This window comes from Campylobacter cuniculorum DSM 23162 = LMG 24588, assembly GCF_002104335.1.
Taxonomy (GTDB): domain Bacteria; phylum Campylobacterota; class Campylobacteria; order Campylobacterales; family Campylobacteraceae; genus Campylobacter_D; species Campylobacter_D cuniculorum.
Genome location: NZ_CP020867.1, coordinates 1,241,954 through 1,256,110, shown reverse-complemented (window position 1 = coordinate 1,256,110; position 14,157 = coordinate 1,241,954). Strand labels below are relative to the sequence as shown.

Annotated in this window: 18 protein-coding genes; 17 read left to right on the top strand and 1 reads right to left on the bottom strand. The window is 28.1% G+C overall.

The features are described from left to right. Positions 1–69 precede the first annotated feature (69 nt). The 8 genes from CCUN_RS06275 to CCUN_RS06240 all read left to right on the top strand — a co-directional run bounded on the left by CCUN_RS06275 (position 70) and on the right by CCUN_RS06240 (position 5,795). A complete protein-coding gene (locus CCUN_RS06275; protein ID WP_027305399.1) occupies positions 70–1,515 on the top strand; it encodes an acetyl-CoA carboxylase subunit A in 1,446 nt (481 codons plus the stop codon). Further along, on the top strand, positions 1,515–1,769 hold the full coding sequence (locus tag CCUN_RS06270) for a hypothetical protein (protein WP_027305400.1): 255 nt from the start codon (positions 1,515–1,517) through the stop codon (positions 1,767–1,769). Before CCUN_RS06275 ends, CCUN_RS06270 begins: the two co-directional genes overlap by 1 nt. Then, positions 1,769–2,521 carry an arginyltransferase gene (locus tag CCUN_RS06265; protein WP_027305401.1) on the top strand — a complete coding sequence of 251 codons (753 nt, stop codon included), beginning with the start codon at positions 1,769–1,771 and terminating at the stop codon, positions 2,519–2,521. Before CCUN_RS06270 ends, CCUN_RS06265 begins: the two co-directional genes overlap by 1 nt. Then, positions 2,490–3,296: an adenylosuccinate lyase gene (locus CCUN_RS06260; RefSeq protein WP_027305402.1), complete on the top strand. Its 807-nt coding sequence runs from the start codon at positions 2,490–2,492 to the stop codon at positions 3,294–3,296. Before CCUN_RS06265 ends, CCUN_RS06260 begins: the two co-directional genes overlap by 32 nt. A gap of 311 nt (positions 3,297–3,607) precedes the next feature. After that, entirely contained in the window at positions 3,608–4,213 is a 606-nt protein-coding gene (locus CCUN_RS06255; RefSeq protein ID WP_027305403.1) for a hypothetical protein, read from the top strand. Continuing rightward, a complete protein-coding gene (locus tag CCUN_RS06250) occupies positions 4,210–4,887 on the top strand; it encodes a hypothetical protein (protein WP_027305404.1) in 678 nt (225 codons plus the stop codon). The genes CCUN_RS06255 and CCUN_RS06250 overlap by 4 nt, the downstream gene beginning before the upstream one ends. 486 nt (positions 4,888–5,373) lie before the next feature. Continuing rightward, positions 5,374–5,592 carry a hypothetical protein gene (locus CCUN_RS06245; protein WP_027305405.1) on the top strand — a complete coding sequence of 73 codons (219 nt, stop codon included), beginning with the start codon at positions 5,374–5,376 and terminating at the stop codon, positions 5,590–5,592. Continuing rightward, positions 5,589–5,795 carry a hypothetical protein gene (locus CCUN_RS06240; protein ID WP_027305406.1) on the top strand — a complete coding sequence of 69 codons (207 nt, stop codon included), beginning with the start codon at positions 5,589–5,591 and terminating at the stop codon, positions 5,793–5,795. The genes CCUN_RS06245 and CCUN_RS06240 overlap by 4 nt, the downstream gene beginning before the upstream one ends. Positions 5,796–6,047: 252 nt before the next feature. On the opposite strand, the gene CCUN_RS06230 is transcribed toward CCUN_RS06240, so the two are convergent. Then, the gene (locus tag CCUN_RS06230; protein ID WP_027305407.1) at positions 6,048–7,307 is read right to left on the bottom strand and encodes an RNA-guided endonuclease InsQ/TnpB family protein; all 1,260 of its coding nucleotides are present in this window, start codon (positions 7,305–7,307) and stop codon (positions 6,048–6,050) included. A gap of 58 nt (positions 7,308–7,365) precedes the next feature. Here CCUN_RS06230 and tnpA point away from each other — a divergent pair, with 58 nt between their 5' ends. The 9 genes from tnpA (at position 7,366) to CCUN_RS06185 (ending at position 14,155) form a co-directional block, all read left to right on the top strand. Next, the gene (gene tnpA, locus CCUN_RS06225; protein WP_027305408.1) at positions 7,366–7,794 is read left to right on the top strand and encodes an IS200/IS605 family transposase; all 429 of its coding nucleotides are present in this window, start codon (positions 7,366–7,368) and stop codon (positions 7,792–7,794) included. Between the two features lie 397 nt (positions 7,795–8,191). Further along, positions 8,192–8,764: an SNF2-related protein gene (locus tag CCUN_RS06220; RefSeq protein ID WP_035175697.1), complete on the top strand. Its 573-nt coding sequence runs from the start codon at positions 8,192–8,194 to the stop codon at positions 8,762–8,764. Positions 8,765–8,790: 26 nt separating this feature from the next. Then, entirely contained in the window at positions 8,791–9,039 is a 249-nt protein-coding gene (locus CCUN_RS09805; protein WP_027305410.1) for a hypothetical protein, read from the top strand. Continuing rightward, positions 9,029–9,661, top strand: a complete 633-nt coding sequence (locus CCUN_RS06210) for a hypothetical protein (protein WP_035175699.1) — start codon at positions 9,029–9,031, stop codon at positions 9,659–9,661. The genes CCUN_RS09805 and CCUN_RS06210 overlap by 11 nt, the downstream gene beginning before the upstream one ends. 12 nt (positions 9,662–9,673) lie before the next feature. Then, positions 9,674–10,564 (top strand): hypothetical protein, encoded by an 891-nt coding sequence (locus tag CCUN_RS06205; RefSeq protein WP_027305411.1) that lies wholly within the window; start codon positions 9,674–9,676, stop codon positions 10,562–10,564. Between the two features lie 88 nt (positions 10,565–10,652). Then, positions 10,653–12,002 (top strand): HipA domain-containing protein, encoded by a 1,350-nt coding sequence (locus CCUN_RS06200; protein ID WP_232087681.1) that lies wholly within the window; start codon positions 10,653–10,655, stop codon positions 12,000–12,002. Continuing rightward, positions 11,935–13,050: a Fic family protein gene (locus CCUN_RS06195; RefSeq protein WP_051521686.1), complete on the top strand. Its 1,116-nt coding sequence runs from the start codon at positions 11,935–11,937 to the stop codon at positions 13,048–13,050. Before CCUN_RS06200 ends, CCUN_RS06195 begins: the two co-directional genes overlap by 68 nt. Then, the gene (locus CCUN_RS06190) at positions 13,050–13,811 is read left to right on the top strand and encodes a Fic family protein (protein ID WP_051521687.1); all 762 of its coding nucleotides are present in this window, start codon (positions 13,050–13,052) and stop codon (positions 13,809–13,811) included. The genes CCUN_RS06195 and CCUN_RS06190 overlap by 1 nt, the downstream gene beginning before the upstream one ends. Next, positions 13,808–14,155 carry a hypothetical protein gene (locus CCUN_RS06185; protein WP_027305412.1) on the top strand — a complete coding sequence of 116 codons (348 nt, stop codon included), beginning with the start codon at positions 13,808–13,810 and terminating at the stop codon, positions 14,153–14,155. Before CCUN_RS06190 ends, CCUN_RS06185 begins: the two co-directional genes overlap by 4 nt. The last annotated feature ends 2 nt before the right edge of the window (positions 14,156–14,157 follow it).

The window sequence follows — 14,157 nt, the reverse complement described above, 5'->3', positions numbered from 1 at the left end:
ACTTAAAATATGCTAATATTTTTTAAACTTAATTTTGCTAAAATTGAAAAAATTTTTTAAGGTTGTTTTATGATACAAATACACAAAATTTTAATTGCAAATCGTGGTGAAATCGCTGTTAGAATTATTAGAGCTTGTAGGGATTTACACATTAAAAGCGTAGCACTTTTTACAGAACCTGATGGGGATTGTTTGCATGTAAAGATTGCTGATGAGGCTTATAGAATAGGAACAGATGCGATAAGAGGATATTTAGATATTGCTAGAATTATAGAGATTGCTAAAGCTTGTAGTGCGGATGCTGTGCATCCGGGATATGGTTTTTTGAGTGAAAATTATGAATTTGCAAAGGCTTGTGAGGATAGTGGGATTATTTTCATAGGACCAAGATCTGAAGTCATTCGTAAAATGGGTAATAAAAATATTGCTAGAAAATTGATGGCAAGCAATGGAATTCCTATTGTACCCGGCACAGAAAAGCTCAATTCTTATGGCTTAGATGAGATTAAGGTTTTTGCAGAAAAAATCGGCTATCCTGTGATTTTAAAGGCAAGTGGAGGAGGAGGAGGACGCGGGATTCGTGTGGTTTATAAACAAGAAGAATTAGAAAATGCTTTAGATTCTTGCAAGAGAGAGGCTTTAACTTTTTTTGGAAATGATGAAGTTTTTATGGAAAAATATGTTGTCAGTCCGCGTCATATTGAATTTCAAATTTTAGGTGATAATTATGGCAATATCATTCATCTTTGTGAAAGGGATTGCTCTATACAAAGAAGACATCAAAAGATTATAGAAATTGCTCCTTGTCCGGGAATTTCAGAACATCTTAGAAAGACCATAGGCGTTACTGCAATTGCAGCAGCTAAAGCTGTGGGATATACTAATGTAGGAACTGTGGAATTTTTGCTCGATGATTACAATCGCTTTTATTTTATGGAAATGAACACAAGAATTCAAGTTGAGCACCCTGTTACAGAAGAAATTACCGGAGTTGATTTGATTGTGCGTCAAATTCGTATTGCAGGAGGAGAAATTTTGGATTTAGAGCAAAGCGATATTAAGCCTAGAGGTTTTGCGATAGAAGCAAGAATCACCGCAGAAAATGTGTGGAAAAATTTTATCCCAAGTCCGGGTAAAATTGGCGAGTATTACCCTGCTTTAGGACCCTCTGTAAGAGTGGATAGTCATATTTATAAGGACTATAAAGTCCCGCCTTTTTATGATTCTTTGCTTGCAAAACTTATCATTAAAGCAACAAGTTTTGATTTAGCGGTTAATAAACTTGAAAGAGCTTTGAAGGAATTCATCATCACAGATATAAGAACAACCATACCTTTTTTGATTGCCATTACTAAAACTAGAGAATTTAGAAGGGGATATTTTGACACTTCTTTTATTGAAACACATATGAAAGAGCTTTTAGAAAATACAGAGGATCGTCATCAAGATAATAAAGAAGAAGTGATTGCAGCGATTGCGGCTACGCTTAAAAAGATTAGAGAGAGTAGAAAATAATGGATTTTTTAGATAGTTTGAAGCAAATTAAAAAAGAATTAATCAAAGAACAAAAAGTAGAGCATAAAAAAACAAGGTTTAATTCAAGTCAAAATACTGATAAAAATAAAAATTATACCGCAAAAACAAAGCCAAAGGAGGATTATGAAGACTCAATTGATAAGCAAATGCAAGAAGTGTTTTTAAAAGAAGAAAAACTTAGAGATGAATTTGAAAAATTTATTGAAGATTCTGATATAAAGAAGATTTTTTAATGCAAGAAATAGGCTTTTGCACCTTAGAAGACGCTTGTCCTTATTTGGAAAATAAATTGACAAGAGTGGAATACAAATACATAGAAAATTGTTCGCAAAAGCTTAATTGGGAATTAATTTGTAGAGGTTGGAGGAGATTTGGAAAATATTTTTCAAGACCGATTTGTGATGGCTGTAATGAATGTTTAAGTCTTAGAATTTTAGCCAAAGAATATGAATTTTCTAAAAGTGAAAGGCGGGTTTTAAACAAGAATCAAAATACTAAAGTTGTTTTAAGAAAACCTGCTTTAAACAATGAACATCTTTTTTTATACGATAAATATCATCGCTTTATGGAAGAAAAAAGGGGCTGGAAGAAATATGATGTTAATTTTAAACAATATTATAATCTTTATATCGATGGTGCTTTAGACTTTGGTTATGAGCTTGATTTTTATATAGGAGAAAAACTTGTTTGTGTGGATTTAATCGATATTTTAGAAGATGGAATTTCAAGCATTTATTGTTTTTATGATCCGGATTTTTCACATCTTTCATTGGGTAAATTTTCTCTTTTGAGTGAAATTCAAATTGCAAAAAGTGAAAATTTAAAATACATTTATTTGGGATATTTTGTTAAAAAGTGTCAATCTTTATCTTATAAAGCCGATTATACACCCAATGAAAAATTAAAAGACACAAGCTTACCTAATGAGTGTGCGTCTTTATGGGAGAAATCAAATGCAAGTTGTTCAGACCTTAGAAACGATTAATATCAATACAGATGATATTTCGATTTTTTATTATTTTAAGAATTTAATTACAAAAAATTTTTCAAAAGTTATAGGAAGAAAGAATAAGATTTTTTCATTTTTTGAAGAGAGTGAAATCCCTCAAAGAAAGTATTTTTTAAAGGTTTTAAATAAAAAATATTTAAAAGATGATAATGAAGGGATTAAAAATATTCAAGATGCACATTTTAAAACTATAAAACTTAATTTTGAACAAGCAAATACATTAAAACCTATGCTTTTCATTAAGGTGAATTTTACAGCAGGAAATATTTTAATGAAATTCAGCTCCCATGAAAAAATTTTTATAAGCTATATGAAAAATTATTTTAAAAATCATAAAATCGAATACAACGAGGACAATTTAGTCTTAATTCTTGAATACAAAGATGCAATAACTTTGGAGCTTTTTGAAGCCTTTGCTGATGAAAGTGAGCATTTAAAATATTGTGTGAATTTTGATATTGATAAAAATGAATATAAAAATTTTCGTGAGAATTTGCATAAAAAAGAGGGCATGAAGTGGAAATTTAATGCCTTAGCTAAGCTTTTTAGCAATTATTTTAATGTTTTAGAATGCACCCCGCAAAATGATTTGAGTGAAATAAGGCAAAAATATCTTATAATGGTCAAACTTTATCATCCTGATTTTTATCAAGGTAAGAGTGCTTTAGAACAAGCTTATTGCAGGGAGCAGTTTGAAAAAATTCAAATCGCTTATGATAATTTAAAAGCTTTATACAGAAATAACACCTAGTTTGTATAGAGCTTTTTGCATTTTTATGTAAAGAATTTAATGCATACAAGATTAAGATACTAATGTATTGTTTTAATATATACAGAGATAATAAGCATAAAAAAAATTATTTATCTATAATTTAAGTTAGCTTTATTACAATTTTACACATTTTATAAAAAATATTTTATAAAAAACAAAAACTTTCATAAATCCCATAAAATCATTATATATTTTTTTAAATATCTATAATATAATGCTTTATTAAATTTGATTTAAAATATTTTCTATGATAAAATAAATCATGCTATATTTTAAAATAAGGAACTAAAATGTTTAAAAAACTACTAAGTCTTGCTATTTTAAATTCTTTGTTTATAAGCTCTGCTTTAGCTGATGATTTATTAGCTAAAATTAGCAATGGTGCAATCAGTGATAATAGCAAAGGGGTTAAAGTTCTTAGCCTTGATGAGCAAAAACAAGTTAAGGGTGGGTATCAAGTTGTGTTCTTACATAATGGAACTCAATGGAATCCAGCAGATGAACTATATGCCATAGCAAAATACACTGAAGGAGAATTGCAATATATGGCAAACTACCTTCAAGGCAATGCAAACGCTCCACAAGGGCTTTGTGGTATAGATCAAACATCTTGCTCAAATCCTAGTAAAAATAGATTTACAGCATTTTTACAAGTAACACAAAATTCTCTCTCTATCCTTCCTGTATATACAGTTAAAAGACAAGTAAAAGTTTCTGATTTAGGAAAACCTTATGTTCTTTTCACTTATGGAGTTGGAGCATATGATACACAAACTCAGCAAATGTATAAATTTAATTCTAGCCCTATGTTAAATAATAATATAATTATTAAAGAAATGGCAAACAAATACAAAGGGCAAATGGAGTCTGCTCTTGGAGGGTGGTATGCAAGATGATTACTTTAAGTTCTTTTAATAGATATTTTGGAAATAATCCTCTACAGACACTTACTAAAATTAGAGATGAAATTATTGAAAATGGAAATCCTGAGCTTACAAAAGAAGCAAGAGAAAAACTTGGTAATAGTTTTATAAATGTGTACAAGGATTATGTGAAACTAAGCGATAAAGTAGAATTGGTTGAAGGATCAATAGAAGATAAACTTAGGAAAAATGAATTTTCAGAATCTGAGGTTAAAAGCTTATTTAAATGGATAGATGAAAATACAAAATCACCCCATTGGATGGAAGTTGATGGGGTGAGTTATGATGAAGCTTATACTAAACTCTTTCATACAAGCAAAAATATAGACGAATTTAAAACAAAATATCTTGAGCTTCAACAAAAATATTTAGTCGATTTTAGAAATATTAATTCATCGCAAAAAAATTCAGAAGAAAACAAAGAAAAACCTTTCACACCCATACAAGGCGAAAGTAAAAACAAAGAAACTTATAAAGATGATAGTACAAGAAACGAGCTTGTAAAAAAACTATTAGAAGGTAAATTTAGCACTAGTAAAGAATTAGAACTTCTTTTTGGTATGAAATTTAGTGATGATGATGCAGGAGAATTTAATAAAATCCTTTCTTTAAATTCTGCACCAAAAAGTATAGATATTAAGGCTTGAAAATATAAAAATTTAAATCATTATGTAGAAAAACAATAGAGTTTAATATTTGGATTTCTTTACACCTATGAAAATGGGGTTAAATTACAAGATAATTTAAATTTAGGCTATGGTGGTGCTTGGTTTGACAGACGATTTCAAAAGAAAATATTAAGACTTTAAAACCTCGCTTATTTTAGAAAATTCTAAAATAAGCCCTATACATTAAGCTTTTTCAATATAAAATCATATAAATATAAAAATTTTAGTTTCTATAAAAATTTTATATTTGAGTTTTATATAAAAATCATCTTTTATGATTTCTCATTACTCTTTATTCAATCTCAAACTTTTCACTGCCAAAAACCAAGGGCAATTTTTTCAAAAAATTAATACTTTTATAAATAAAATCAGATAAATTTGTTTTAATAAATTAAAGTTTTTATTAATTTTGTCGATATATACAATATATAATATTTATGATTTAAATCATAAAAAGGAGAAAAAATGAAAAAAATTATCTTAGGTTTAGCAGTCATTGCTTTATTATCTAGTGTTGCTTTAGCAAAGATTACTGTATCTCAACAACCTATAGTTCAACCACATTATGAGGGTTGTGTTTTAGTGTATCAATATGGTGCAGATTATAGCAAATGCAATAATCAAGGTATTTATACTGATAATATTGACTATAAGCTTTGCAAACTAAGAGGACAATGCAAATGATACTTGTAACGCCTTGTGGTGTTATAGACACCGTAAATTTTGGCAAAAGTGAAGTCAATAGACAAACTATAGATTTTTCTTTGAAATTTCAAGAAAAAAAAGAAAAAATAGAGGTTAAAGCTGAAAAAGAAGAACAAAGCAATTCTACAAATACAGATAAAGCAGATAATAAAAAAAATCAGCTTTTAAATATGTCTGTTTAAACTATTGTAATTTACGAAAAAAAATTATTTAATGATTGTTTTAGATTGTTTTTTAAATCATGTAAAAGATTATACTTAATTAAAGGTCTTGCAGTGTAAAAGAAAATTCTGTATAGGTATTTTAAATCTTTTTCATCAAAAGAATCAAAAACACATAGATTACAAAAATCAACTACCTTTTGAGGATTAGAATTATAATCAAAGAACCATTTACGACTCTTATAGGTTTTGTCAAACACACCTATTCGTGAATCACCCAAGTGCTAAAGACACTTGGGCTTCTTGTTTCTGCGATAGATAGCTAGTATCAATGATGTTTCCATACTTTGATACCCCGCTAGTGCTATCTCCACAAGCGTAACTTCGGGTAATCCCTACCCTAGATTTATCTAATTTGATTTTATATCTATCATCAATAATGCCTAGTGCATAGTTTCTTATATTGATAGCTGCATTGAGGTCTCTATTGTGTTTTGTATGACATTGAGGACAAGTAAAGCTTCTAATATGAAGTGGCTTTTTACCTGTATTAGTGCCACAATAACTGCATATTTGAGAACTAGGAAAAAATTTATCCACTTGCATAAGAGTTTTTCCCTTTTTTTCTGCTTTATAGATAAGCATAGAAATCAATTTGCCCCATGCAACATTAGCAATAGATTTTGATAGATGTTTATTTCTAATCATCCCCTTTACATTGAGAGTTTCTAATCCTATAAAATCATATTGATTGGTTATCTCATCGCTGATTTTATGGAGATAATCCTCTCTAGCTCTTAGTATTTCTAAATGCACTTTTGCTACTTTTTTGACAGCTTTTTTTTGATTGTTTGAGCCTTTTTTCTTTTTGCTTAATCTCCTTTGGTATTTTATAAGCTTAGCTTCTTTGTCTTTTAAGAATTTCTGTGTTTGATATACAACTCCATCACTTCTTATAAGCAAAGATTCTAAGCCCATATCTAAACCCACTGCATTTTTTATAATTTTGGATTTAGGTATAGGCTCATTTGTTTCATAACTCAAAGAAATATAATATTCATCTGCTACACAAGAAATAAAGGCTTGTTTTATAACTGCTCCATTAGGGAGTTTCCTATGAATTCTTGTCTTTATTCCCTCTTTGAATTTTGGAATAATCACTCTTTTTGTAAGAGGGTCTAAAATTATATTTTGTGGAATGGCAAAGGATTGCTTGGAATGTTTTTTGGATTTGAATCTAGGATATTGAGCTCTTTTGGCAAAGAAATTATCAAATGCACTCACAAGTTGCCTCAATGCCATTTGTAAGGATTGAGAATTACATTCATTGAGATATTGATAATCTTGTTGTGCTTTCAAGATTGTGAGTTGTTTTTGCATTGTAAAGTATGTTTCTTTAATGCCTAATGCAAATTGTTTCTGTCTGTAATCTAAGAAATGATTATAGACAACACGAAAACAACCAAAGTGTTTATGAATCAATTCTTTTTGTTTGACATTAGGATAAATTCTATACTTAATGGCACTACGCAAATATAAATTCCTATCATATTTTGTATAATAATATTATAAAAAATCAAAGGTGTCAAGAATGAGAGAGAATCATTACAAATTGCGAGGATATATTTCTACAAATAGAAGCAAACACAATCTAAAAGTCCATTTGATTTTAGTCTGTAAATATAGAAAGAAATTACTGCAAGGCACTCTCAATGATTTTATAAAAGCTATCATTGAGGAGATAGCAGAACAAAACAATTTTATAATTATTGCAATGGAAAGTGATAAAGATCATATACATTTGATGATCCAGTATATCCCAAGAATATCTATTAGTTCTATCATTAGAACAATCAAGCAAATTACAACTTATAGAGTTTGGAGAGACGAGAGGTTTATTTTATTTTTACAAAAAAACTTTTGGAAAGAGAATACATTTTGGAGTGATGGATTTTTTGCTTGCTCTATTGGAGAAGCAAATCCAGAAACAATAAAGGCTTACATAGAAAATCAAGGTTAAAGACCTTTGGGATTTCTACCTAAAGGGGCTTAAAAATGATAAAGGAGAAACTTTTTTTACTTTACACAAATTACTTGAAAGAATTATAAATAATAAAAGTCTTGAAGTTTATCATTATGAAGAATTTGAAGAAGATGGAAAAACTAAAAGCAAAAAAATCAGCGAACAAGCTCCTACAAACAAAGCACTAAGAAATGCATCTTATATTAAAGATGCTTTTAGTGAATTCATATTTAGAAATAAAGCATACAGAGACCAAATTGAAAATGAATACAATCAAAACATCAATGTTTTTTCAACGAATAAATTTGAATTTGAGGATTTTTTAGAAACACCTTTCCTCAATAAAGATATTGTTTTAAGAGTGCATCAAAAAAATGCAATTTTTAAAGGAATTATGCAAAATACTTTACTTTTAGACCACCAAGTCGGAGCAGGTAAAACTCTAGCTGGAATTGCTTTAGTTATGGAACAAATAAGAATGAATCTTATCAAAAAAGCTTTAATTTTAGTGCCAAATCATTTAAGTTCTGCTTGGGCTAAAGAATTTATAAAAGCCTATCCTAGTGCAAAAATTCTAGTAGGAGATAAGATTGATAATAAAAAGGCAAGAAAAGAATTTTTATACAGAGCAAGAAATGGAGATTTTGATGCTATTATTATGAAGCATTCTACTTTTGAAAATATGAATGTAATGCAAAGCTTTCAAGAAGAAGTGATTGAAGAACAAATGAAAAGCCTATCTATACAACTTGCAGATAAAAAAAGATTAAATGAAACTATAAGATTCAAGGATACAAAAAGAATTTTAGAAGAAATCGATAAACAAATTAATAGATTTAAAATGAAACTTGCCAATTTAGCTAAAGGAAAAACTTTTGATGATGAAATTGCGTTCGAAGATTTAGGAATTGATTGTTTGATTGTGGATGAAGCTCATTATCTTAAAAAAATATACGCATTTTCTTAAAATTCTAAGAAAAAAGAGAGCAAGAAATGTTTTATAAGCTTTTCTTTATAGGGATAATCTTATGCAGTATTTCTTTTGCAAATCCTATTGATAATATGAACGAGCTTATTATAAGACTCAATGAGTTTCATACAGAAGAAAATCAAAAACATGAACAAAACATTCAAACTAAAATCAATACCCTAACAGAAAAAAGTCAAAGTTTATTTCTTCTTAGGCAAAACAATGAGCTTTTACTCAATGAACAAAAGATTGGAGTGATTAATGGGAAATAGTGCTTCACAAATGATAGCTTCTGCTTTTACCTTTGGCACAAGTGCATTAGTGTTTGCAAGTTTGCCTTTTTTATTCATACTCCTAAAGGGAATTTTCAAAGCAAATTCAGGACATAATACACATTCTAGTTCAATTTTAAGTGTTTTTGCAATGGCTTTTAGTGTGCATTTTATTTCTTGTTTGGGTTTTATGTTAGCAATAAAAACTTTAGATGCTTTTTACGCAATTTATGAACCAAATTATTTGCAAGGAAAAATCTTTTCAATCTTTTGGGCTAGAAGTGAAGATGAAGTTTTTTCTTTAGCAGGAGCTAGTGGAGAATTTGAGGATAAGGGACTTTATCTACAATTGCGTTTAGTCCAAGCTGTTTGTGATTGGATATTTTTACTCATAGTATGGGTTGTTTTTATAGTTGCTTGTGCCTATGGATTGAGAGAAGCAAAAAAAGATGCAATGCAAAGCAATGTAATGCAAATCTTTGTTTGGCTTTTGGTTTCTAATGTTATTGCTGCTTTTATTTTTTACTTATGGGCTAAGATTGCAAGTTTGGCAATGTTTATTCCTAATGGGGATATCATCACTCAAATCATACAATCTTATAAAAATCTTATGAATTTTTAGAAAGGAATGCGAATGTTTGTTCTTGTATTTTTCTTAGTTTTAGCCTTTATTCTTTATCTTAATTCAGGGAATTTTTTTGACGCTCAAGAATTACTCGAAAATGCAACTTACATTGTAGGATTGAGTGCGGTGCTGTGTTTTACTTTTTTATACATTGGAGATTTTGAGAAAAAAATTAATCTTTATTTTTTAGCTCTTTTACCTTTATATCTTACAAGTCTTTATCTCATCAAACATAAAACAAAGGCTAAAACTTTAGATATAAAGGCTAATCAACAAAGATATTTCAATGAGGTTAAAGCAAAAGATATTATAAAATATTTTCAAGTAAGAAAAAGCATAAAAAAAGATAGAGTTGAAGTCCTTGTGAATAAAGAGAACAAAAAACTCATTAAAGAAGGTGTGATTATTCCTCAATTCTTTTTAGACTTAAAGACTATAAAGCCAACACATATTAAGAATTTAAAAGAGCTTAATTCTAGCATAGTGTTTAAAGTTGTATTTGAAAAGATAAAAGAATTCATTAAAGCAAAAGAGGTAAAAGTAGATTATGAAGAAGTTTTAAAAGAAAATGATAATAAAGCAGAATTCTTTTTGATGTCCTTATGGGAAGAACACACTTTCAAGTTTAATATCTCTGTAGCTAATTTAGAAATTCTAGCTCAAAACACAAAAGAAAAAGAATTTTTAGGAGCTTTGGATTTACTCAATCTTAATTGCGTGAAAAGAAAAGGTGCTGTATTTTTTTATCAATATATGGAATTTAAAAATAGAATTAAAGATTATCTTAAAGAGGATAATAAAGAACTCAATCCTAAAGAAGAAGGATTTGATGAAAATTATGCAAAGGAAAATGATAGTGATAAAACACCTTATACAAATAATGAAAAAGCACAGAAGTGAAAATGAAAATTCTTTCTTTTGTTTTAGAATTTTATACAGATAAAAAGAAAAATGATTATAATGCTAAGAAATATAAAAAGGATAAAATATGAGTAAATATCTTTTGAAGAATAAAGATAAGATTATTTTGGAGTTTGAAGTAAAAAATCTAGAAATACAATCTCTTGTATCTAAAACAAAAGAATTGACTCAAAAAATTAAAAATATACATATTATAAATTCACATTTATTGCCAAAAAATCTTAAGATTGATGGCTTAGAAAAGCACTTAGAACTTTGGATTAAAGATAGAAAAATTCCTAAAAACAGACAATTTGTAGAAAATATCGTAGCAACTTATAGTATAAATCAACAAGAACTTTTAATGGACTATATTGATATATCTTTTGGACTCTCTCTTAATGATTCTTTTTGGATTGTCCCAAATGATAAGAACTATCAATGGAAAGATTATAATCTCTATGAAAATGAATTCAGTGAAGCATTACAAAGAGCTTCATTTGGAGAAGAATTATTAAAAATCAAAGGCTTTACAAGCTCACCCGAATACACCACTAATGGAATGTTAAAGAAATGTTGGCATAGAGAAAACAATATAATTTATCTCTATAAAGGACAGACAAAAGAATATGCAAATGGAGGCAAAGAAGCCTATAGTGAATATTATATGGCTCAAATTGCTCAAATTATGGAATTTGAATGTGTTTTTTATGATTTAAAGCTTTTTCATAATGAGCTTGTGAGTGTTTGTCCTATTTTTACAAATGAAAATGAGGGATTTATGCCTGTATATCAGGTTTTCAGAGATGAGAAATGGAAAGGTTTGCAAAGGATAGAATTAATAGATTACATCGCAAAATATTATTCTGTAGAAAAATTGCAAGATTTACTGCTTTTTGATGCCTTGATTTGCAATAAAGACAGACATTTAGGGAATTTTGGAATGATGATTGATAATAACACAAATGAGATTTTGCGTCCTGCACCCATCTTTGATAATGGTTTTAGTATGATAAATATTCTCATTGAAAAGGAACTAAAAGACATAAATGCTGTATTGAGCAATAAAAGAACTTATTTTGATTTTACCTTTGATGAACAACTCAAACTTTTCGTGCAAGAGCGACACAAAGAAAATTTAGAAAAACTCACAAATTTTAGCTTCAAAAGACATTCGCAATTTAATTTGAGTGAAGAATGGCTCATCCCTATTGAAAATTGTATAAGAACACGAGCTAAAAGGGCTTTAGAATTTCTCAAAGAAAAAAACAATCAAACAACACAAGAAACTCAAAACTTAGTAGAACTGAATAAAAAATTAGATTCTTCTTTACAAAGACAAAAAGCAAGAACAACACAGCAAGATAAGAATGTTTCATCCTTGCAAGAAAACAAAACACAAACTTTGTCAGAAAAACATAAGAAAAGGCACAGATGATGAAAGAGATAAAAGTGCGAAAAAAGAAAGAGTTTTTAAGGAGATAGGTGTGCAAAAAAGTGAATACGATGAATATGATTTAAATAAAAAAATCAATTCCGAAAATATCCAAATAGGCATAGGATTGAATAAGGTTGATAATTTAAAACCTTCAAAATATTTTTATCAAGCCTTAAATCAATCGCATAGCTATGAAGAATTAGAACAAAAAATAATCCATTATTACAAAAATCAAAAAGAAGATACATTTTCTAAGAGAGAAAAAGAATGTGATTTGGTCTCTCAAAGAATTGCTAAATTGATTGAAGATGAGGGTTTTTCTTTATCTCCAATCAGTCTAAAAGCTATTCATAGAAAAATTTTTAAAGGAGTTTTTTCTCAAGAATTAGAAAATTGTGTGGGAGTGTTTAGAATAGTTAATATATTCAAAAAAGAAGAAATATTTAACGAAAAAGCCTCTGTATTCTATGCAAATTATGATGAAATTGATGAGCTTTTAGAATATGATTTTTCTAAAGAAAAGAAAAAAAATTATACCCTTTTAAACAATGATGAAAAGGCTTTGAGTCTTGCTCAATTTATTTCAAATATTTGGCAAATTCACCCTTTTAGAGAGGGCAATACGAGGACTATTGCTGTTTTTACGATTAAATATTTAAATTCTATGGGTTTTAGTTTTAACAATGATATTTTTAAAGAGCATTCAAAATATTTTAGAAATGCTTTGGTATTAGCTAATTATTCAGATATGAAAAACAATATTAGTGAAAATTTTTCATACTTAGAAGATTTTTTTAAAAAACTTTTAGGAAATGAAAAACTAGAATTTAAAGCTATGCCAAAGAGTGTTTATTATTGTTTAGATGAAGAAGAAAAAAACAATCAAACAACACAAGAAACTCAAAACTTAGTAGAACTGAATAAAAAATTAGATTCTTCTTTACAAAGACAAAAAGCAAGAACAACACAGCAAGATAAGAATGTTTCATCCTTGCAAGAAAACAAAACACAAACTTTGTCAGAAAAACATAAAAAAAGGCACAGATGATGAATGAAAATAAAATTTATCAAACCTTATTCGAAGAATATAGCAATGGATACAAAAATGGACTTTATCATAAAACACAAATTTTATTCGCTTATAATTCAAATCATATCGAGGGCAGTAGTTTAAATCAAGACCAAACAAGAAGTATTTTTGAAACAAATTCTTTCATAGCCAATAGAGAACAAATTATAAAAACAAACGATATACTAGAAGCTAAAAATCATTTTAAAGCCTTTGATTTTATCTTAGAAAACACTTACAAAAATATTGATATTGATTTTATCAAGGAATTGCATTTGATTTTAAAAAAGAATTGTAGTGATATTAATATCATAGGAGATTTTAAAAAGAAACAAAATTTTGTAGGCGATATTAAAACCACTCCCCCTCAATCTGTCAATGCACAAATGCAGAAATTATTATATTCTTATAATGAAATTCAAAACAAAGCCATCAATGAGCTTATTAATTTTCATTTTTATTTTGAAAAAATACATCCCTTTGAAGATGGCAATGGAAGAGTTGGAAGATTGTTAATGTTTAAAGAATGCCTTAAAGAAAATATAATACCTTTTATTATAGATGAAGAGCATAAATTATTTTATTATAGGGGTTTAAAAGAATATGAAAATAATCAAGGTTATCTCATACAAACTTGTCTATCTTGTCAAGATTATTACAAAGAACTTTTGGATTATTTTGAGATTGACTTAACCCAACAAACCACAAAAACCAAAACAATAAAAAGGAAACATAAATGAATAAAATATACAAATATTCTCTGTTTATTTTTTTACTCTTAGGTATAATACAACAAAGTTATGCTTGTGGAGGCTGTAGGGATTCTTATTTAGGCAATGAGCTTTCAAATGAAGCTAAGAATTTTTATCATCAAGGTGAAGATGCTATCTTTCAAAGCATAGAAGAACTTAATGAACTCTTAGAAAACGAAATTCTAAAAGCTGAACAAGAAGCCTTGAAAGAAAATAAAATTCTCTTAAAACTTGAACAAAACATTAACTTAAAAATGAAAAATGAAAATTTCCTCTTAAAGATTTCAAATCAAATCCAAAACATAATCAATCATATCAAAACCCTTCAATAAAG